This window comes from Faecalibacter bovis (genome assembly GCF_017948305.1).
Lineage (GTDB): Bacteria > Bacteroidota > Bacteroidia > Flavobacteriales > Weeksellaceae > Empedobacter > Empedobacter bovis.
The window spans coordinates 1,103,124-1,123,050 of sequence record NZ_CP072842.1 but is presented as its reverse complement, the minus strand read 5'-3'; the positions used below and the strand labels follow the sequence as shown (position 1 = coordinate 1,123,050).

General features: G+C 31.0%; 20 protein-coding genes and 1 other RNA gene. 10 read left to right on the top strand and 11 right to left on the bottom strand.

Features of this window, described 5'->3' with window-relative positions; translation table 11 throughout:
* Window position 1: 1 nt before the first annotated feature.
* The gene (locus tag J9309_RS05355; RefSeq protein ID WP_230477505.1) at window positions 2–325 is read right to left on the bottom strand and encodes a helix-turn-helix transcriptional regulator; all 324 of its coding nucleotides are present in this window, start codon (window positions 323–325) and stop codon (window positions 2–4) included.
* A 586-nt stretch (window positions 326–911) separates the two neighbouring features.
* On the opposite strand from J9309_RS05355, the gene J9309_RS05350 reads away from it, so the two are divergent.
* Genes J9309_RS05350 through J9309_RS05340 form a run of 3 tightly spaced genes read left to right on the top strand, consistent with a single transcriptional unit; the run spans window position 912 to window position 3,010 of the window.
* Complete coding sequence (locus J9309_RS05350; protein WP_230477504.1) at window positions 912–1,556, top strand: multiubiquitin domain-containing protein; 645 nt, start codon at window positions 912–914, stop codon at window positions 1,554–1,556.
* The gene (locus J9309_RS05345; protein ID WP_230477503.1) at window positions 1,531–2,703 is read left to right on the top strand and encodes a ThiF family adenylyltransferase; all 1,173 of its coding nucleotides are present in this window, start codon (window positions 1,531–1,533) and stop codon (window positions 2,701–2,703) included. The genes J9309_RS05350 and J9309_RS05345 overlap by 26 nt, the downstream gene beginning before the upstream one ends.
* A complete protein-coding gene (locus J9309_RS05340) occupies window positions 2,693–3,010 on the top strand; it encodes a DUF6527 family protein (RefSeq protein ID WP_230477502.1) in 318 nt (105 codons plus the stop codon). The genes J9309_RS05345 and J9309_RS05340 overlap by 11 nt, the downstream gene beginning before the upstream one ends.
* A gap of 27 nt (window positions 3,011–3,037) precedes the next feature.
* Here J9309_RS05340 and J9309_RS05335 read toward each other — a convergent pair whose 3' ends face one another.
* The 8 genes from J9309_RS05335 to ssrA all read right to left on the bottom strand — a co-directional run bounded on the left by J9309_RS05335 (window position 3,038) and on the right by ssrA (window position 9,407).
* Window positions 3,038–3,790 carry a hypothetical protein gene (locus J9309_RS05335; protein WP_230477501.1) on the bottom strand — a complete coding sequence of 251 codons (753 nt, stop codon included), beginning with the start codon at window positions 3,788–3,790 and terminating at the stop codon, window positions 3,038–3,040.
* A 6-nt stretch (window positions 3,791–3,796) separates the two neighbouring features.
* Complete coding sequence (locus tag J9309_RS05330) at window positions 3,797–4,249, bottom strand: hypothetical protein (RefSeq protein ID WP_230477500.1); 453 nt, start codon at window positions 4,247–4,249, stop codon at window positions 3,797–3,799.
* 53 nt (window positions 4,250–4,302) lie between these two features.
* Window positions 4,303–4,908 carry a P-loop NTPase family protein gene (locus J9309_RS05325; protein ID WP_230477499.1) on the bottom strand — a complete coding sequence of 202 codons (606 nt, stop codon included), beginning with the start codon at window positions 4,906–4,908 and terminating at the stop codon, window positions 4,303–4,305.
* 14 nt (window positions 4,909–4,922) lie between these two features.
* Window positions 4,923–5,795: a transcriptional regulator gene (locus J9309_RS05320; protein WP_230477498.1), complete on the bottom strand. Its 873-nt coding sequence runs from the start codon at window positions 5,793–5,795 to the stop codon at window positions 4,923–4,925.
* A 183-nt stretch (window positions 5,796–5,978) separates the two neighbouring features.
* Window positions 5,979–6,254, bottom strand: coding sequence for a helix-turn-helix domain-containing protein (locus J9309_RS13635; protein ID WP_394369291.1), 276 nt, complete (start codon window positions 6,252–6,254; stop codon window positions 5,979–5,981).
* Between the two features lie 315 nt (window positions 6,255–6,569).
* Entirely contained in the window at window positions 6,570–7,388 is an 819-nt protein-coding gene (locus J9309_RS05315) for an RteC domain-containing protein (RefSeq protein WP_230477497.1), read from the bottom strand.
* Window positions 7,389–7,463: 75 nt separating this feature from the next.
* Window positions 7,464–8,690, bottom strand: a complete 1,227-nt coding sequence (locus tag J9309_RS05310; RefSeq protein ID WP_230477496.1) for a site-specific integrase — start codon at window positions 8,688–8,690, stop codon at window positions 7,464–7,466.
* A 320-nt stretch (window positions 8,691–9,010) separates the two neighbouring features.
* Window positions 9,011–9,407, bottom strand: a transfer-messenger RNA (tmRNA) gene (ssrA, locus tag J9309_RS05305).
* Between the two features lie 141 nt (window positions 9,408–9,548).
* On the opposite strand from ssrA, the gene J9309_RS05300 reads away from it, so the two are divergent.
* The 3 genes from J9309_RS05300 to J9309_RS05290 are packed head-to-tail and all read left to right on the top strand — an operon-like array spanning window position 9,549 to window position 12,511.
* A complete protein-coding gene (locus J9309_RS05300) occupies window positions 9,549–11,054 on the top strand; it encodes an aldehyde dehydrogenase family protein (protein WP_230477495.1) in 1,506 nt (501 codons plus the stop codon).
* 28 nt (window positions 11,055–11,082) lie between these two features.
* A complete protein-coding gene (locus J9309_RS05295; RefSeq protein ID WP_230477494.1) occupies window positions 11,083–12,126 on the top strand; it encodes a zinc-dependent alcohol dehydrogenase family protein in 1,044 nt (347 codons plus the stop codon).
* Between the two features lie 10 nt (window positions 12,127–12,136).
* Window positions 12,137–12,511, top strand: a complete 375-nt coding sequence (locus tag J9309_RS05290; RefSeq protein WP_230477493.1) for a DUF779 domain-containing protein — start codon at window positions 12,137–12,139, stop codon at window positions 12,509–12,511.
* 86 nt (window positions 12,512–12,597) lie between these two features.
* Here the strand turns inward: J9309_RS05290 and gltX are convergent, their stop codons facing one another.
* On the bottom strand, window positions 12,598–14,106 hold the full coding sequence (gene gltX, locus J9309_RS05285) for a glutamate--tRNA ligase (RefSeq protein WP_230477492.1): 1,509 nt from the start codon (window positions 14,104–14,106) through the stop codon (window positions 12,598–12,600).
* A 143-nt stretch (window positions 14,107–14,249) separates the two neighbouring features.
* Between gltX and J9309_RS05280 the strand changes: the two genes are divergently transcribed.
* The 4 genes from J9309_RS05280 to J9309_RS05265 all read left to right on the top strand — a co-directional run bounded on the left by J9309_RS05280 (window position 14,250) and on the right by J9309_RS05265 (window position 19,560).
* Complete coding sequence (locus tag J9309_RS05280) at window positions 14,250–15,116, top strand: MBL fold metallo-hydrolase (RefSeq protein WP_230477491.1); 867 nt, start codon at window positions 14,250–14,252, stop codon at window positions 15,114–15,116.
* Window positions 15,117–15,204: 88 nt separating this feature from the next.
* Complete coding sequence (locus tag J9309_RS05275; RefSeq protein ID WP_230477490.1) at window positions 15,205–16,782, top strand: PSP1 domain-containing protein; 1,578 nt, start codon at window positions 15,205–15,207, stop codon at window positions 16,780–16,782.
* Window positions 16,783–16,798: 16 nt separating this feature from the next.
* Window positions 16,799–17,230, top strand: a complete 432-nt coding sequence (locus tag J9309_RS05270; protein WP_230477489.1) for a gliding motility lipoprotein GldH — start codon at window positions 16,799–16,801, stop codon at window positions 17,228–17,230.
* A gap of 8 nt (window positions 17,231–17,238) precedes the next feature.
* Entirely contained in the window at window positions 17,239–19,560 is a 2,322-nt protein-coding gene (locus J9309_RS05265) for a penicillin-binding protein 1A (RefSeq protein ID WP_230477488.1), read from the top strand.
* Between the two features lie 48 nt (window positions 19,561–19,608).
* Here J9309_RS05265 and J9309_RS05260 read toward each other — a convergent pair whose 3' ends face one another.
* Window positions 19,609–19,890: a hypothetical protein gene (locus J9309_RS05260; protein ID WP_230477487.1), complete on the bottom strand. Its 282-nt coding sequence runs from the start codon at window positions 19,888–19,890 to the stop codon at window positions 19,609–19,611.
* Window positions 19,891–19,927 lie beyond the last annotated feature (37 nt).

Genomic DNA, 19,927 nt, shown 5'->3' with positions numbered 1-19,927 from the left:
TTTAAATTTCATCTAAAAAACTTATAAAGTTTTCGCTAAATAAATCAGACTTAGTTTTATCTAAGCTTATAACGTTTCCAATATCTATCTTATTATAAGAGATAATTGATTCCGGTAATAATTCTTTAATATCTACACCTAATATTTTAGATAATTGTAATAAAATATAGATACTAGGACGTTGTTTTCCTTTTTCAATATTAGCTATTGAGGGTCTAGACAAACCTATTTCTTTTGCCAAATCGTCTTGACTGATTCCTTTTCTAGTTCTAATTGATAAGATATTATTACCTAATTCACTGTAAAACAGGCTTTCATCTTTCATAAAACTCATTTTTTTTCTAGTTGCAAAGTTAAATAAATTTAATAATATAAAAAAAAAAATATTAATTAACGTTTATAATACTTACAAACAACCTTTGTTAATATGGTACAATATATGTATTTACAACCAAATAACCAATTATAAAGATTAATAACGTTAAAATTTTAATATAAATTAATGAAAGTTTTATAATTATTTTTTGAAACGAATTTTTTATTATATTTGCATCGAAAGTTTAGATAAAAAAAAACCAGTCGATATGGTTCGCCTGGTTTTTGGTCAAAACTAATGATTCTAAATAGCAGTAGCCCTTGCAAGGCGTTTAGCAAAAAAATAAGAATCAGTTAGATACTTGAACGTAGGAAATTCAAATGTATTCTACTTTAGTTTTTAAACCAAATTTTTCTAAGACTTTAACAATGTTTCTGATAAGAAACATATTTACGTTAACAATTTTAAAACTTTTAAAAGTCGCAGAAACAATTATTCGAGTACGATTATTATATGTACATCAAATTATTTAGAAAGATTGCTCTAGGCTCTAGAGCTTAAGTAAATTAGGTTTAAAAATTTAAAAAGAAGTCACATGACATTAAAATATACATTTGAAGGTGTTGAATATGAAACACCAAATCAATACATCAATGGGCAAGAATTAAAAGACCTATTTGGCGTACCACACACTACAGAATTATTTTTAGCAATTAAGCGTCCTTATGAAGACGAATTAATTGAAAACACCACTAAAGTCAATTTAGCTAGACCTGGGATCGAACAATTCTATGTAAAGAAGAAACTCGATTATTCAGTAAACGGTATTAGTTTCATCTCATACAAACAATTTATATCAGGTGAAGAAATTAAGTTAAAAGCTGGATTATCACTAGAATCAATATTATTTATTGATGTAGATGATGAGTGGGAAGATTCTGTAATAGAAAACGATGAATTAGTCGATTTAGCTAGACCAGGTAAAGAGAAATTTTATACAAAAGATCAATTCGAAATTATAGTAAATGGAGAATTAAAATTTTGGAATAAAAATCAAATCACATTTGATGAAGTTCTTGAGCTTGCAGGGCTAGATACAGCTGGTAATCCTAATACCGCTTACACTATTAGTTACGATAATGGACATCATTCTAAACCTGAAGGTGTCTTAGTAAAAGGAAAGAAAGTTAAAGTAGTAAATAAAATTCGTTTTTATGCTTCAGCAACTTATCAATCGTAACATGGATATAGAAAGATTAGCAACTGAAGGTTACAGTGTTAATTTTATAGACGGTCATCTTGTTTTAGAACATATCCCATATGTAAATCAAGATAAACAAATTAAATGGGGAGCTCTTGTAGCTCCTCTAAATTTAAAAGATGATTATACACTTGATCCACCGACTGATCATGTAATTAATTTTATGGGCGAATTTCCGTGTGATAATGAAGGAAATCGTATTAATGGAATACTTTTAGGAGAGAATATCGATCTTTCAAGTAATTTAAAAACTAATTATTCTTTTTCAAACAAACCACCTGAGGGTTTTACGAATTATTACGATAAGTTTATCCATTACACTAAAATAATTAGTCAGTATGCACAAGAAATAGACGCTAAATGTAAACCTAATTTAGGGAAACCATTTAAATTGTTTGAGAAGTCATCTGCAATAAATAATTTAAAATATTACGACACTAATTCTTTACGCGCTAGAATCTATAAATTAAATGAAAGGTTCAATGAAATGAGAATAGGTATAGTAGGCTTGGGAGGTTCCGGCAGTTATATTTTAGATTTTATTGCTAAAACTAACGTGTCAGAAATTCATTTATATGATGATGATATTTTCTGTTCTCACAATTCTTTCAGAGCGCCTGGAGCACCTGAAGTTGAATTACTACATTCCCAAACCTTAAAAATTGATTATTTAGAGAGTGTATATTCTAGAATGCATCAAGGAATTAAAAAACATCCTACAAAGATTAATTCAGTTAACATACATGAATTAAAAAATTTAGATTTTGTTTTTTTAAGTATTGATACTATTCCTGTTAGACAAAATATTATAGAATATTTAAAAACTAATCAAATCCCATTTATAGATGTAGGAATTGGGATAAATCAACAAGGGGAACAACTTTCCGTAATGGCACGTGTTAGTTTAAATCAAGGTAATGATCCCAATAATACGATTGAAAATCCTGAACATGATTTAAATGAAATCTATAAATCTAACATACAAATTGCTGAAATAAACGCTTTAAATGCTTGTTTAGCAGTAATCAAATGGAAACAGTTTTATGGATTTTACACAAACTCACAAGGTAATTATGTAACTAATTCATTCTGCGGTGAACCTTTCAAAATAATGAATGATGAATAATCCTGTTTTCAAAAATTCATTTGTAGAGTACATCCCATCTGATTTAAAACAAAATGTACTTTACATCTCTATGGAGAATAGTATTTGTATTCATTTATGTGCTTGCGGATGCGGAGAAAAAGTCGTTACACGATTATCACCCAATGATTGGGATTTATATTACGATGGTAAGCATATCACTATGTATCCTTCCATCGGAAATTGGAATTTCAATTGTAGATCACATTACTGGATTAGAGATAATCGTTTCGTTTTTATACCTGATATTAAGAAAAAGAAGAAAAAACCTTGGTTTATATTCTGGTAAAAAAAGCAACCCAAACGGGTTGCTTTTTTAATTAATCTTAGTTATCGATTTATATAAATCGATTGTTTCTTGATTTAAATCTTCGTTTATCTCAACATTTTGATGTAATTTATCTATGTAAATATTTATCTTATTTTTTAGCCAAACCAATTTTAATTTCACATCATCTCTTTGATTATCAAAATCTTTAAAAAATAATTTTAACTTTTGAAGATATTCAACAATTCCATGCTCATTGTCAAGATCAGGCGAAACTTCAATATAATCTAAATAGAATTTTCTATCATCGTCTATTCTTAAGGCACTATTAAAATAATTCAAAGTATCCTTTTGTCTATGTTGATCTTTAATTTCTGAAACTGTTTCTATAAAAAGTTTACTAATTATGATTCTTGGATAAAACGCTTTTTTAGATTCTAACTCATACGCTTCAACCATTGCAGGTCCAAAAATCATATTATCTTCATGAATTAAATCATCAACCGTAACACCGCCACGAACCAAATATCCTTTAGCTGCTAACTCTATTGAAAGAAATTTTAAATCCTCTAAGAAAAAAAATATATTATCTGTTTCATCATATTTATACGATATTACTATTGAATCAGAAAAATGAGTTATCTTTTTGGATATAAGTCCGTCTTCATTAACAATTTCACGATTTAATTTTAATATGTTAGCTATGGAATCAATCTTACTATCATTATTTTTAGATTCATCTATATGCGCTTTAAATCCTAAGATATCAATAAAGCAACATAGTCTTTTTTCGTATGTCATATGTTTTTAATTTATATTTAAAACTTGAAAATCTTGAGTAATTAAATATTCTGGTTTTAGATTAAACAAATAACTTTTAGCAATATTGTCACCTATTAACAAATCTTTATTTTCAATTTTATAAATGGTAATGAAGTAATTATCGTACTTTGGATTAAATAACTTACTCTCCGAAGTGATTAAAAGTAAAAGATAATTATATTCAGATGGATTACCTATACCTTGATTTGTCTTTTGAGAACTGTTATTAATTTTTATTTGATATTTAATGCCATCTTTTACTGCGTCATAGCCTATTTCTCTTTGATTTTCACAAAGGGTTAATCCATATATTTCTTGACAAAGGTATTCTGCAATATCTCCAGAAAAATTTGAGCTTCGTATGATTTGGTTTTCTTTAAGTTTCTTTGTGGAATCAAAAAAACTTATTAATTGAATTTTAATTTCAGGATTAATCATATTAGTTAGTAAATTTTATACAATATATGTAATTAATGAAAATTTATTAGCATTTACTCTCTCTTATCCTTACTTTCTGCAGGAACAGATAATACATTCATCATCTCACGAAGGCGTGAACGGACACGCTTAGTATAGAACTTTTCAATTTCTGGAGCCGAAAGGTTTGTGGTGATATATGTTTTAATACCATGTGAGATATACAAGTCGTATCTACTGAGAATTACTTCTGTCATCACATTACATTCATTTCCAAAGTATTTGAAATTATTTTCAGTACCTAGATCATCAAAACATATATTCTTTGGTGAGAAAGTATGTATATCTCCCCTACTGTATTTGTGAATAACCTCGTACCCATTCTGTATAAATTCGAATGTTACATTTCTGCAAGTTGTGTAATAAAATTTCTGATTAGCTACAGTGATTTCTTGAATCAACTGAAACCATGTAGTTTTTCCTATTCCAATTGGTCCAGTTAATAAAATGCCTTTGTTTAAATCCATTTCTAGTTCGTTGCATTTGGCTTCATCATTTAAGAAATACGCTGCAATACGAATGATGAAAGGATAATCTTCTTTTTGTAATGTGAACTTAGGATTGAAACGTTTTCTTCCCCTTTGTTCTAAATGAAATAAAAGTTTTTGATAATTAATCATAGCTAGTGTATTGGTTATAATGGTTCGTCGTATCGTTTGTTTGGTGAGGTATCTAAAGGTTTCTGAACTCCAAATGTATTTAGGTTTGGATTATTGTATTTATTCATATTGATCATCCAATTATTAGCAGCTGCAGTCCAATTTTTCATTTGTGTTTTACCTCCTACTAACCAACCATTGGATTCAAAATAGTAGAAGAACTTCTCTCCCTCCTGTTTGTTTTCGTATTTCTCTTGGAAAAACTCAATCACCTCATCATATGTGGGAATTGTACCTTTTTCTTTTTTAGCGGAACTTTTTTCTTTTTGGTTCATTTCTTCCATCTTACCTGTCTGAATATTACTTAGGTTATTTTGTTCTTTTTTATCAAAAATTAAAGATGGAATTTGTGCTTGCTTACACACATTCTCTCTATTGTTTATATGTTTATTATTTATATGTTTATATATAGGCTCTATTGGTGTTTCGGTAGGTGTTTGCATAGCATTGTCTATATCTTGCTCTTTTTTGGTACGGGTCTGTTTGCTAGGTTTAGCAACTGCCTTTTTCATACCGTTACTGTTTTTTAGTATGGTGTTTTTCGCTGAATTATTAAGTTTAGATAAATCTTGGAAATAGATTTTACTGCCCATATATGGGTTATAAGACGGTTCGTATATAATGTATCCGTTATCGTGTAGAATATTCATAGAACGATGATAGGTGCTCTTAGAAGTTATTTTACTTAAACGCATTACCTCATCTCTAATAACGAAGATTGGATTCTCAAAACGCTGTCTGTTCCAGCATTGGAATAAAGCTAAGTATAATGCGATTTGACAAGGTGCGATTTTATGATCGTACTGAATTTTGTTGTAGAAGTAATTTAATTGCTTGATGTAATTCATTGCTGTTGTATTATGGGATTTGTAAAATGTATTTAGATTTGAGATGTTGTATTCTAGTGATTAGTTTATCGTCTTACTTCTCGAAGTGACGAATGATTATTATTGGAAAAAATAAAGGCAGGCTTATTACTTTTTTGTCGTAAATAAACCTGCCTAACCAAACCAACTAACCAAATGAAATTATTATATGTTCAATCTATCTACTTTGTTTTGTTCGAGTAAATAATTGATGTCTTCTATGTTGTAGTAATATACTTTCCCAATGCGGGAAAATGTTATTCTGTTACTGTTTCTAAATTGTTTAAGTGTAGAATCTGATATTCCTAACTGTTTACATGTTTCTTTGGATCGTAACCATTTTGATTTTACGTTATTTTCTAAATAATTTTTAAGATCGATAAAGAGTACTTCACGTATGTGTTGAATATCTTCTGGATGGATTCGTTTAAATTTTTTCATTTTGATTTAGGTTTATTTCATTGACATTACAAAGTTCTGTAAACCTTAATGAATTTTTTATGTACTACATATCAACTACATAAAAATAAAATTAAGAATCCGCTGGTGATGATGGATTGAAAAGGACTGAAAGAAATGTTTTATTTACTCATTTAAGACAAATATGTTAACTCATAAGATGTAAATGAATTTTTAAGTGTAATTATATAATTACATAAAAGTTAAATAATATTTCTTGAAATGATGAGAGATTTGTAGAAGTAATAAACTCTGTGTAAAGTATAACGATGTAATAGAATGTAAGATTGATTTATATTAATCTAATAGTTTTTTACTGAGATATTCTCGTAACATATCGATAAACTTAGTTTTATTAATCTTACGTGCTTTAATATTTTGAATGATACTATTGTGATTATCGAGTTCTACATTAAATAATATTTCGAAATGTAAAATAAGTTGATTTAATTCTACTTCACCATCATTTATACATCCTGTAAGTGATAAAGCATATATTAATTCCACTAATAAGACTTTAGAAGATGTCCATTGAAGTGGAGATTTTTGGATAGTTGACTTATTATTTAAGTCATCTATTTTTTTTTGAAGATAGTGTATTACATCTGCTTTAGCATGTCTTTTACCAATTGCAACAGAAATTGAACTTGTCACATAAGTTTCATTCATTGCAGTAGTTAAATTTTGCCGCCTCCATTTGAAATATTTACGCAAGTATAATTTTTTACTTTTATGGTTAAAAGTAGACTTTGATTCTCTTAATAAGTTAATTTCATCTTCATCAATTGAATTAAGTTGAGGTATATGAGCAGAATAAAATTCAATTTCTTGAAATTTAGAAATACAATTAAAATACTTTTGACTCTCAATATTAAATAATGTTTTGTAGTAATAATAAATTCTAAATATCTTAGGAAATTCTTCTTTAAAATAATTTATCTCATCTATTGTAGAACAGAAATTATGATTAGTCAACTTTTCTTGAATAACAGATAAACATTGTTCGATTAATTGAATGGCATTTTCTGCTTCATCAATACTGTTAAGATTTTTCCTTTTTAATACAGTTAAATCTGCTTCTAATTTGCTGTAAATAATTTTTAATTGATAACTCATTTAAGTATATGATTAGTATTAATTACAATTAAATTATTAATAATCAATTTTTTACACAAAATAAAAAGACATTTTTTACAATGCCTTTTTATTATTTATTATAAATTTTAGATGATCCATATCGTTACTTACTTTCTGTTCAGTAATACGAGCATAATGTTGTGTAGTTGTAATATTTGTGTGTCCTAACATCTTAGAAACTGATTCGATAGGAACTCCATTGGACAATGTAACCGTTGTAGCAAATGTATGCCTGGCACAATGGAAAGTTAGTTCTTTATCTATCTCAGCAATTGTTGCAATTTCTTTTAAGTAAGCATTCATTTTTTGATTACTGAAAATGGGTAGTAATTTACCTTTCTTACATAAAAAATGATCTTTATACTTTTCAATGATTTGTAAAGGAATATCTAGTAATGGGATTTTAGTTGCTGTTGAGGTTTTTTGTCTGTAGGTATGAATCCATAATTGACCATCTATTCCCTTTACAATATGATTTTTTGTAAGGTTATCCACATCTACATAGGCTAAACCTGTATAGCATGAAAAGATAAATATATCGCGTACAAGGTTTAATCTTTCTGCCGGATGTTCCTTTTCATAAATTTTATAGATTTCATCTTGAGATAAGAAAACCCTCTCTACTTTTTCAATTTTTACTTTATAATTTATAAATGGGTCTTTCTGAATCCAATCATTTGCTAAACAATAATTAATAATCTTTTTGAAATTCTTGATATACTTTACTGTAGTATTGTTATTACACTTGCGCTCTGTACGAAAGTAAAAATCAAAATCCATAATAAATGCATGATCAACTTTATCGAGTCTGATATCTTCCACGTTATACTTATGTAATAAGAAATCTTTTAGATGTTTTAATGTAGTATCATACCGAACAATAGTTCCTGGAGCAAATTCTTTGTTTTCGAGTTTTTTAATTTGCTTGTTATGGTGTTCGAATATTGGAATAAGCATTCGGACTACTTCCTTTTTCTTATTGGTTAAGAAATTTTTAATATCCTCCAATGTGAGATGTTCGTCTCTTAAACTGTATTCGATTTCGAGGTTAACAATCTTCATTTTTAATACATCAAGGTAACCATTAATTGAACTGGCTTCTTGCGAACTTCCTTTGATTTTGGCATTTTTTGCATCCCAAGTCTTAGGATCAATGAATTTGTTAGTACTGAAATCCCATCTTTGCCCATTAATGGTAATTCGTAAATAAATTGCAACTAGCCCTAGTTTATTGACTCTTGCATTTCTTAAATAGACATTTAGTCTTAAATCTTGTTTCATTTGATCAATTTTTAATGGTTAGAAAAAAATTAATTAGTTATTGATTAAGAATCAAGATGTTCGATAAATGGACATGTTCGTGGTTAGGTTAAAAAAAAGGCTATCCACACGCCCAAAAATAATGTTAAAAAATTCGTCTGTAGACCTGATGTATAAAAGGATTATCAAAATTCTGGTGACCATAAAATGATGTTTTGTTTATGGTCACCAAATGGTCACTCGAAATATGTCTATATATGTCCGCAAACGGTATATTAAGGACATAAAAAAAGCCCTATTTCTACTGAAATAAGGCTTTTAACCGCTAATTGCTGTTAAAAAAGTGGAGCTGGCGGGATTCGAACCCGCGTCCAAACAAGCAACAAATAAGCTTTCTACATGCTTAGTTTATTTTTAATTGTCGGCGTAATCCTGAGAACAAACACCCTGTCATACGCTTATTTTCTAAAATTTCAAGATTCCTTAGAAACATCAGAATCTCTATTCTTACTTTCCCGTATCCCTTGATCAGACGCCGTAAGTCAAGGCTTCTGAGGGATATTCAGCTTCCGTATCTAATACGGATAAAAGCGAATCCTACTATAATTCGGATTATGCAGCTAAAGCGTACTCTTCGTTGCCAGTTAAAAAGTCGAAGTGCCTGATTAAAGTGAGTACACAACATTTCACTGCATGCTTACTTACCCATTGGACTTGCTGTCAAAACCAGTCAACCCCATTAAATAAGTTCATCTATACAATAGATGAATCACAAATTTACAAATTTTATACCAATGTTAATTAACTTTTTGTAAACATATTTTACAAATTTAAAACTCTAAATTGTAGTATTTTTAAAACATTAAACTACAAATATTTATGGATAATTTAATAAACCTTCCAAAACTAAAAGAGAGGTATGATAATTACATTAACGGGAAATTTACCGCACCAGTTAACGGGAAATATTTTGATGTAATTACTCCTATTACAGGTAAAGTTTTTGCTCAAGCGGCTCATTCTTCTGAAGAAGATCTAACCCTTGCTGTTGATGCTGCACACGAAGCATTTAAAACTTGGAGTCAAACTTCGCCAACCGAAAGAAGTATTTTATTAAACAAGATTGCCGATCGTATGGAGCAGCATTTACAAGAGATAGCTGCTGTGGAAACGTACGACAACGGAAAACCTGTTCGTGAAACATTAAATGCTGATATTCCTTTAGCTATTGATCATTTTAGATATTTTGCATCTGTTATTCGTGCGGAAGAAGGTTCTATTAACGAATTAGACAAAGACACTGTTTCTATCATTGTGCACGAACCAATTGGTGTTGTCGCACAGATTATCCCTTGGAATTTTCCAATCTTAATGGCTGTTTGGAAATTAGCACCTGCTTTAGCTGCTGCAAATTGCGTTGTGCTAAAACCGGCCGAATCTACTCCAATTTCAATTTTATATCTTTTTGAAATTATTGGAGATTTATTGCCTCCAGGAGTTGTAAATATTGTGAATGGTTTTGGATCTGAATTAGGTCGTGCATTAGTTACAAATCCTAAAGTTTCTAAAGCTGCCTTTACTGGTTCAACTACAACAGGTCGATTTGTGATGCAATATGCAACAGAAAATATAATTCCTGTAACATTGGAGTTAGGTGGAAAATCTCCTAATATCTTCTTTGAGTCAGTGATGGATCATGATGATGATTTTTTAGATAAAGCTATTGAAGGTGCTGTATTATTTGCCTTAAACCAAGGAGAAATTTGTACATGTCCTTCTCGCTTATTAATCCAAGAATCAATTTATGATAAATTCATAGAAAAAGTAATCGCTCGTGTGAATGCAATCAAAGCCGGAAATCCTTTAGATCCTAACACAATGATTGGTGCACAGGCTTCACAAATTCAGTACGAGAAAATTTTAAGTTATATTAAACTTGGAAAAGAAGAAGGTGCTGAAGTTTTAACTGGTGGAGAAGCAAATCTTTTAGGTGGTGATATTGAAAATGGATATTACATTAAACCAACTTTACTAAAAGGTCATAACAAAATGCGAATATTCCAAGAAGAAATTTTCGGACCAGTATTAGCTGTAACAACTTTTAAAGATGAAGCTGAAGCGCTAGAAATTGCAAATGATACCATTTATGGTTTAGGAGCAGGTGTATGGACTAGAGATGCACATCAACTATATCAAATACCAAGAGCAATACAAGCAGGTCGAGTTTGGGTTAATCAATACCATAATTACCCAGCCGGAGCTCCATTTGGAGGATATAAATTATCGGGGATTGGTCGTGAAAATCACAAAATGATGTTAGATCATTACCGTCAAACAAAAAATATGCTTGTTTCATATAGCAAGAAAAAATTAGGATTCTTTTAATCATTACATAACCAAAAAAAATAATACAATGAAAGCATTAGTATACAAAGGAGAACATAATATTGTCTTTGAAGAAAAACCAAAACCTGAAATTCTTAAACCTACAGACGCAATTGTTAAAGTTTTAAAAACAACAATTTGTGGAACTGATTTAGGTATTTATAAAGGTAAAAATCCAGAAGTTGAAGAAGGTAGAATTCTTGGTCACGAAGGTGTAGGAATTGTTGAACAAGTTGGTGATAGTGTAACTAATTTTAAAGTTGGTGACAAGGTTATCATTTCTTGTGTTACTGTTTGTGGGTCGTGCGAATATTGTAAAAAACAATTATACTCACATTGTAAAGATGGTAGTTGGATTTTAGGATACATGATTGATGGTACACAAGCCGAATATGTTCGTATTCCACACGCCGATAACAGTTTATATAAAATACCAGAAACTATTAGCGACGATAATGCAGTTTTAATCAGTGATATTTTACCAACTGGTCACGAAATTGGTGTACAATACGGAAATGTAAAACCTGGTGATACAGTTGCTATTATCGGTGCTGGTCCTGTTGGATTATCAGTTTTAGTAACGGCACAATTATATTCGCCTGCTCGAATTATTATGATTGATTTAGATGATAATCGATTAGAACTTTCAAAAGAACTTGGCGCTACAGATATTATTAATTCTGGTTCAAGCGACGCTGTTGCTAAAGTTTTAGAATTATTCGAAGAAGGTGTTGATGTTGCTATTGAAGCTGTTGGTATTCCATCTACTTGGGATATTTGTCAAAAGATTATTAAACCTGGCGGATATATCGCAAACGTTGGTGTACACGGTAAAAGTGTAACTTTTGATATTCAGAAATTGTGGATTAAAAATATTACAGTTCGTACAGGATTAGTAAACACAAACACTACTCCTATGTTAATTAAAAGTACAGCTGCAAATAAATTTAATTTAGATAAAATTATTACGCATCATTTTAAACTTTCAGAAATTGATAAAGCATGGGATGTCTTTAAAAATGGTGCAAAAGAAAAAGCAATTAAAGTTATAATTACCAACGATTTATCTTAAAATTTAAAACATGGTTTCAAGAGTAAACATTACAGAAAATGCCAAAAAGTTAATTGATACTTTAAAAGAAAAATATGGCGAATTGATGTTTTACCAAGCCGGTGGATGTTGTGAAGGTACACAACCACAATGTTTTAAAAAAGGAGAATATTATTTACGATACAAAGATGTTTGTATTGGGATAATTGAAGATTGTGAATTCTGGGTGGATAAAGATTTATTTGAATATTGGAAACACGCACATTTTGAATTAGATGTGATTGACGCAATAGGAGCTGGTGGTTTTTCTTTAGAAGTTCCCTTAGGGAAAACATTTAAGGTAAACTATCGAATCTTTTCTCCAGATGAATTAGAATTGTTACAACCCGTAAAATTCAACTTATAATTTTTTCATTATTTATTTTTAGTTTTAAAATGAAAAGCCACTGACAAAATCAGTGGCTTTTTATGTATTCTTTTAGAAAAAAGATCTTATCCTAAAGTTTCAATAATCTTATTGATACGTGCAATCGTCTCCTCTTTTCCTAACATAGCCATAATTACAGGAACATCTGGTCCTTGTAATGCACCAACTAAACTTAATCGTAAAGGCATTCCGATTTTTCCGAATCCAATTTCTTGTGCTGTAACAAAATTAGCCATAGCATCATGTAAAGCTTCAGCTGTAAATTCAGTTAAATTTAAAACGTCGATAAACTTCGTTAAAATTTCTGTAGAATCTTCTTTATATGCTTTTTTAGCAGCTTTTTCATCGTAAGATGTAGGAGCTATATAAAAGAATTCTCCTTGTGTATAAATATCTTTTACAAAATCAGCTCTTTCTTTCAATAATTCAATTACTTGAGTATTTAAAGTTGAATTAGCTTCTACTCCATTCGCTGCTAAAACTTCTTCAAATGCTGGTAACAATTCTTCAGCTGATTTTTGCTGTAAGTATTGATTATTGAACCAAGTCGCTTTTTCTGGAGAAAAACGAGCTCCTGATTTTGAAACTTTTTCTAATGAAAATGCTTGGATCAATTCATCCATAGTAAAAATCTCCTGATCAGTTCCTGGACTCCATCCTAATAATGCTAACATATTAATTACAGCGTCAGGGAAATATCCTTCCTGTTTGTAACCTTTAGCAACACCTTCTTCCGTTTCCCATTCCATAGGGAATACAGGGAAACCATGCTTATCTCCATCACGCTTACTCAATTTTCCTTTACCTTCTGGTTTTAGAATTAATGGTAAGTGTGCAAATCGAGGCGCTTCCCAACCAAAAGCATCATATAATAATTCGTGTAATGCCATTGATGGTAACCACTCTTCTCCACGAATAACATGTGTAATTTCCATTAAATGATCATCAACAATGTTAGCCATATGATAAGTTGGCATTCCGTCAGATTTAAATAATACTTTATCATCTAAAGTTGATGCGTCAATAGAAATTTTACCACGAATTAAATCGTCTAATAAAACTGTTCTTGTATCATCTATTTTAAAACGAACAACGTATGGGGTACCATTATCTAATAAAGCCTTAGTTTCTTCTTCACTTAAAGATAAAGAGTTTTTTAAAGCTCCACGAGTTGACCAGTTGTAGATAAAAGTTTCCTTATTTTCTTCTGCTTTTGCACGAGCTTCGTCTAACTCTTCAGCTGTATCAAATGCATAATAAGCTTTTCCATTCGCTAATAATTCTTCAACATATCCTTTGTAAATTTCTTTACGCTCAGATTGTTTATAAGGTCCTAATTCTCCTCCAAAACCTACTCCTTCGTCTGGAGTTAATCCTAACCATTTAAGAGAATCAATTATATATTGTTCAGCACCTTCCACAAAACGTGTTTGGTCTGTATCTTCAATTCTTAATAAGAATTTCCCGTTATGATGTTTTGCGAAAAGATAATTGTATAACGCCGTACGTACTCCTCCAATGTGTAATGCACCAGTTGGACTCGGCGCAAATCTTACACGAACTTCTTTTGCCATTGATTTGTATCTAAATTTTATACAAAAATAAGGTCTTCAATAGAATAATGGCTGATTATTTTTATAATATTCTATTTTTTTATCTTCGTTTTTAGAATAATAATTTATTCTTAACGAATTTTATCACAATAAATAACCACAAAATGAAATTATACACAATAGAAACCGGAAACTTCAAACTAGACGGAGGTGCGATGTTCGGAATTGTTCCAAAATCAATTTGGAATAAAACTAATCCTGCAGATGAAAAAAACTTAATTGATCTTGGGATGAGATGTTTGTTGATTGAAGATGGAGATAGATTAATCTTAATCGATACAGGAATCGGAAATAAACAAGACGATAAATTCTTTAGTTTTTATTATTTATTTGGAGATTTTTCGCTTGATATATCATTAGCCAAACATGGATTCCATCGCGACGATATTACTGATGTTTTTTTAACACACCTTCATTTTGACCACTGTGGTGGAGCCATAAAATATAACTCCGAAAAAAACTTTTTAGAACCTGCTTTTAAAAATGCAACATTCTGGACAAATGAAAATCATTGGGATTGGGCAGTCAATCCAAACCCACGCGAGAAAGCTTCTTTCCTGAAAGAAAACATACTTCCAATGCACGAAAGTGGTCAGTTAAAAATGTTATCCTTACCAAAAAACGGAGAAGATAGAATCACTGATACACCTTTAGGTTTTGATATTTTATATGTTGACGGACACACCGAAAAACAAATGCTTCCGATGATTACTTACAAAGGAAAAAAGATTGTTTATGTAGCGGATTTAATTCCAACAGTAGGACAAATTCCTTTAATTTATGTCATTGGATTTGATACGAGACCACTTATAACAGTTGAAGAAAAAGGAAAATTTCTAGAAGAAGCTGTAGAAAATGAATATATCCTATACTTCGAACATGATTGTTACAACGAATTAGCAACATTAAAACGCACCGAAAAAGGGATCAGATTGGATCAAACCTACTCATTTAGTGAAGTTTTTGGTTAAATCTTACCTTTCACACACAACGTAATATAAATCATAATACAGAACTTTTTTTTTTTACCTTTGTGTTGTCATTTTAAAAATTAGAAGCATGGCTTGTGGATCTTGTGGAACTTCTAGCAGTGGCCTTCCGAAAGGATGTAACAATAACGGTGCCTGTGGCACTGATGGATGTGGTAAATTATCAGTTTTCGACTGGTTATCGAACATGAAATTACCGAATGGTCAACAACCATTTAATTTCGTTGAAGTTCGATTCAAAAACGATCGAAAATTCTATTATAAAAACGAAAATAATATTTCGTTAAACGTAGGCGATATAATCGCTGTTGAAGGAACTCCGGGACATGATATCGGAATTGTTACACTTACGGGTGAGCTGGTTAGAATCCAAATGAAAAAGAAAAATCTTTCTTGGGAAGGTGAAGATATTAAAAAAGTATATCGTAAGGCAAACCAAAAAGATATAGAAACTTGGCAAGAGTTTCGTGAAAGAGAAAAACAAACAATGATTGACTCAAGAATCATGGCTAAAAACCTTGATTTAGAGATGAAAATTTGTGATGTTGAGTATCAAGGAGATGGTGCGAAAGTAACATTTTATTATACTGCTGAAGGACGTGTCGATTTTAGACAATTAATCAAAGAATACGCTGGGAAATTTGGTGTAAGAATTGAGATGAAACAAATTGGTTTCCGTCAAGAAGCAGCAAAAATTGGAGGTATTGGATCTTGTGGACGCGAATTATGTTGTTCAACTTGGTTAACAGACTTCCGCTCAGTAAGTACAGCAGCAGCTCGTTACCAACAATTATCAATTAACTCACAAAAGTTAGCTGGTCAATGTGGTAAATTAAAATGTTGTTTGAATTTCGAGTTAGATTCTTATTTGGATGCATTAAATCATTTTCCATCAATCGAAAGTAAATTCGAGACTGAAAAAGGATTTGCACATTGTGTAAAAATTGATGTTTTCAAGAAAGAAATGTGGTTTGCTTACGAAAAAGGAAGCGTTTTATGGTATAAATTCTCTGTAGAAGATGTACAAGAATTTTTACAAATTAACGCAAACGGAGAAAAAACTGAATCGTTAGAAGATTTAGCAAAATCTGTTGTTGATAATAAACCTTCTTTCGGTGACGGAATCGAAGAAGATTCTTTAGAACGTTTTGAGCGTAAAGAAAATTCAAAACGCAAACGTATTAAGCCAAAAAGAAAGCCTAATACCAAAGAATCTGCAAACGCGTCTAATTCGAAGCAAAATGCAGTTGAAGTAAAAGAAAAAGCTAAGAATCCTAATCAACAACAGAAAAGGAATCCAAACCAAAACAATTCTCAACGCAATAATAACAATAATAAGAAGCGTAATCCGAACCAGAATCAAGTTGCAAAACCTCAGCAAAATCAAACTGAAGGAAATACACAACAAAATTCTGAAGGACAAAAACAGAATCCTGTTAAGAAGAATCCAAATCAACAGAAAAGGAATCCGAATCAACAAGGAAAACCTCAACAGAACAAACTTGCAGAGCAACCTCAAGTACAAAAAGTTGAACAAAAAAGCACGAATCCTGCTGGTGGAGAAAATCAATCAAATGGAACAAAACCTAAAAGCAAAAACAAAAAAAGATTTCATCGTGGACCGAAACCAGATAATTCGAAACAGTAGTTTTTTATTGTTTTTAATGTTCTTATTCACAGCTTGTGAATCGAAACATTATCATCAAGAAACAAAAGATTTAAAAGGAGAATGGTCTGTTAAAAAACCTATTGAATTTACGTTTGATGTGAAGGATACAACACTAACAAAAGTAAATATGGGATTTGTTTTTAGAAATAATACCGATTACGAATACAGTAATGTTTATTTGTTTACAAAATTTACTGACCCTAAAGGAAATGTAATGGTTGATACTTTACAATATTACATCGCAAATCCTGATGGAACTTGGATTGGTAAAGGTATGAATACCAAAGAAATGTTATTGGTTTATCGTGAGAATTTAGCTGTAAAAGATACCGGAAAATACAAACTAAAAGTTTGGCATGGTATGCGTACTGATAAATTAAAAGGAATTGAAGATATCAGTTTGATTGTTGACCAAACCACTGATTAATTATAAAAATGGAAAACAAAAACAATACAAAAAAAGTAACCAAACCAGTTAAGAATAAATCCTTTTTAGGAAGAATTGTTACTCTTATTTGGATCGGATTTTTTGCTGCAATAATTGGTATTGCAGGTATATTTTGGGCTGCATCTAACGGATGGTTAGGTGAAATTCCTGATGTTCGTGACCTGGAAAATCCAGATATTTACGTTTCATCAGAAATTATTTCGTCTGATGGAGTTTTATTAGATCGATTTGAAACCGAACGTCGTACTCCTGTTGATTACAAAGATCTTCCACCTCATTTGGTTGATGCATTATTAGCAAAAGAGGACATTCGTTTCTTCGAACATCCTGGTATTGATGCTAAGGCAGCAATGCGTGCTGTAACGTCTGCTGGTGAAGCTGGTGGTGGTTCTACTATTACGCAACAGTTAGCAAAGCAGTTATACACGAAAGAGCCTTCTTCTAATGTAATCATGCGTGGTTTACAAAAGATTAAAGAATGGGTAACATCTGTTCAATTAGAAAAATTGTACACTAAAGAAGAAATTATTGCAATGTACTTCAATAAATTTGACTTCATTTTTGGAGCAAAAGGTATTGAATCAGCATCAAAAGTTTACTTCAATAAAACAACAAAAGAATTAGATGTTGTAGAAGCTGCTACTTTGGTTTCTATGTTCCAAAATCCTGTCGCTTTCAATCCTATCAAATATCCTGAAGTTTCTAAAGAAAAAAGAAACTTAGTGATTGATCAGATGGTTAAATACAACAAATTATCTTCAGCTGAAGGTGATGCTTTAAAAGCTAAACCTTTAGTTACAGATCGTCAGTATATCACAGCGCAAGACGAAACATATTCAGCATACTTTAAAACTGCTTTACGCAAAGAAATTGAAGAATGGCTAGTAGAATATGAGAAAGAAACAGGTAAAACATATAATCTTGATAAAGATGGATTAAAAATTTATGTAACTCTTGATTCTCGTATGCAATTAATGGCTGAAGATGCTGTTAAAAAGCATTTGAAAACGATACAAGAAAGATTTTTTGCAGAACAACGTGGGCGTAAAATGGCTCCGTTCTACAACATTACTGAAGCTAAAAGAAATACTTTATTAGATCAGGCTGTAAAACGTACTGATTTGTATAAATTAATGAAAGAAAACGGAAGTTCTGATGAGCAAATTAGCACTGCTTTCAATACTCCTCGCGATTCAGTAAAATTCTTTACTTGGGAAGGGATTAAATACATGAAGGATCAAACTTTGATGGATTCTATTATCTATCACAAGCATATCTTACAAGCTGGTTTAATGTCGATGGATCCTAAGGATGGTACAATTAAAGCTTGGGTTGGAGGAATTAACTGGGATTACTTTAAATACGATCACGTAAAACAAGCTCGTCGTCAGGTTGGTTCTACCTTCAAACCTTTCGTTTTTGCTACTGCAATTAATCAATTAGGATTAACTCCATGTCATACTATTTCTAATGATCGTATTCCAGGAAAATGGTCGCCAAGAAATGCAAATGGACGTTACGGTGGTTCGCAATCATTAAGAACAGCCTTAGCACAATCAACAAACGTAGTTGCTGCTCGTCTTATTATGCAAACAGGTGAAGAGGCTGTTATTCAAATGGCACGTGATTTAGGTGTAGAATCTCCTATTACAAAAGATCCTACGATCGCATTAGGTTCAGCAGATTTATCATTGTATGAAATGGTTGGAGCTTTAAGTGCATTCGCAAATGGAGGTATTTACATCAAACCACAGTTAATCTTAAGAATTGAAGACAAACAAGGTAAAGTAATTCGTGATTATACACCAACAACACGAGAAGTTGTTAATGAATACGTTGCTTATACCATGATTGATTTGATGAAAGGTGTATCTGATGGTGGAACCGGATCTTGGATCAGAACAAAATATGGAATCACTTCTGAAGTTGCTGGTAAAACAGGAACTACAAATGAAAATTCAGATGGTTGGTACATGGGATTAACTCCAAACTTGGTAACTGGTGTATGGGTCGGTAACGAAGACCGTGCGGCACACTTTGGTAGTACTGCAAACGGACAAGGTGCTGCAACCGCATTACCTATTTGGGCTTATTATATGCAATCTGTTTATTCTAGAGGTGACACATTTGGAGTTTTAGCAAGCGATAAATTTGATAAACCTGCAGATATAGACTCTCGTTGGGACTGTTCATCGCTAATGGGATTCCATCAATATAATCAAGTTCATAACAATGATATTATTGAAGGTACAGGAGAACCATTGGATCAAAATGCTACAGAAACTGGCGAAGAAATTATAGAACAATAAAAACTTCAAGATAAATAAAAAGCGACCTAATTTTTTAGGTCGCTTTTTTTATTCATTTAAATTATCATTTTCACCTGCGTGATAATCTTTCATTAAATTTCTACGTTGTTCATCCAATAATTCTTCCTGCTCTCTCCTTTTCTTCTTCATGTAAGCCGAAATTTGCTTAAAGGTTATATAAATCATTAAAGCTACTAAACCAATAATCAGAAACAATTGTATGTGATCTAAAACATTAAGGATTTTTTGATCCACTAATGCTTTTTCCATTAACTCTCTGTCTATCGACTCTTTAGTTATTTCTTCTGGTTTAACTTCTGTATTTATCATAGAATAATTATTCGAACTTAAATTTATGAAAATAGCA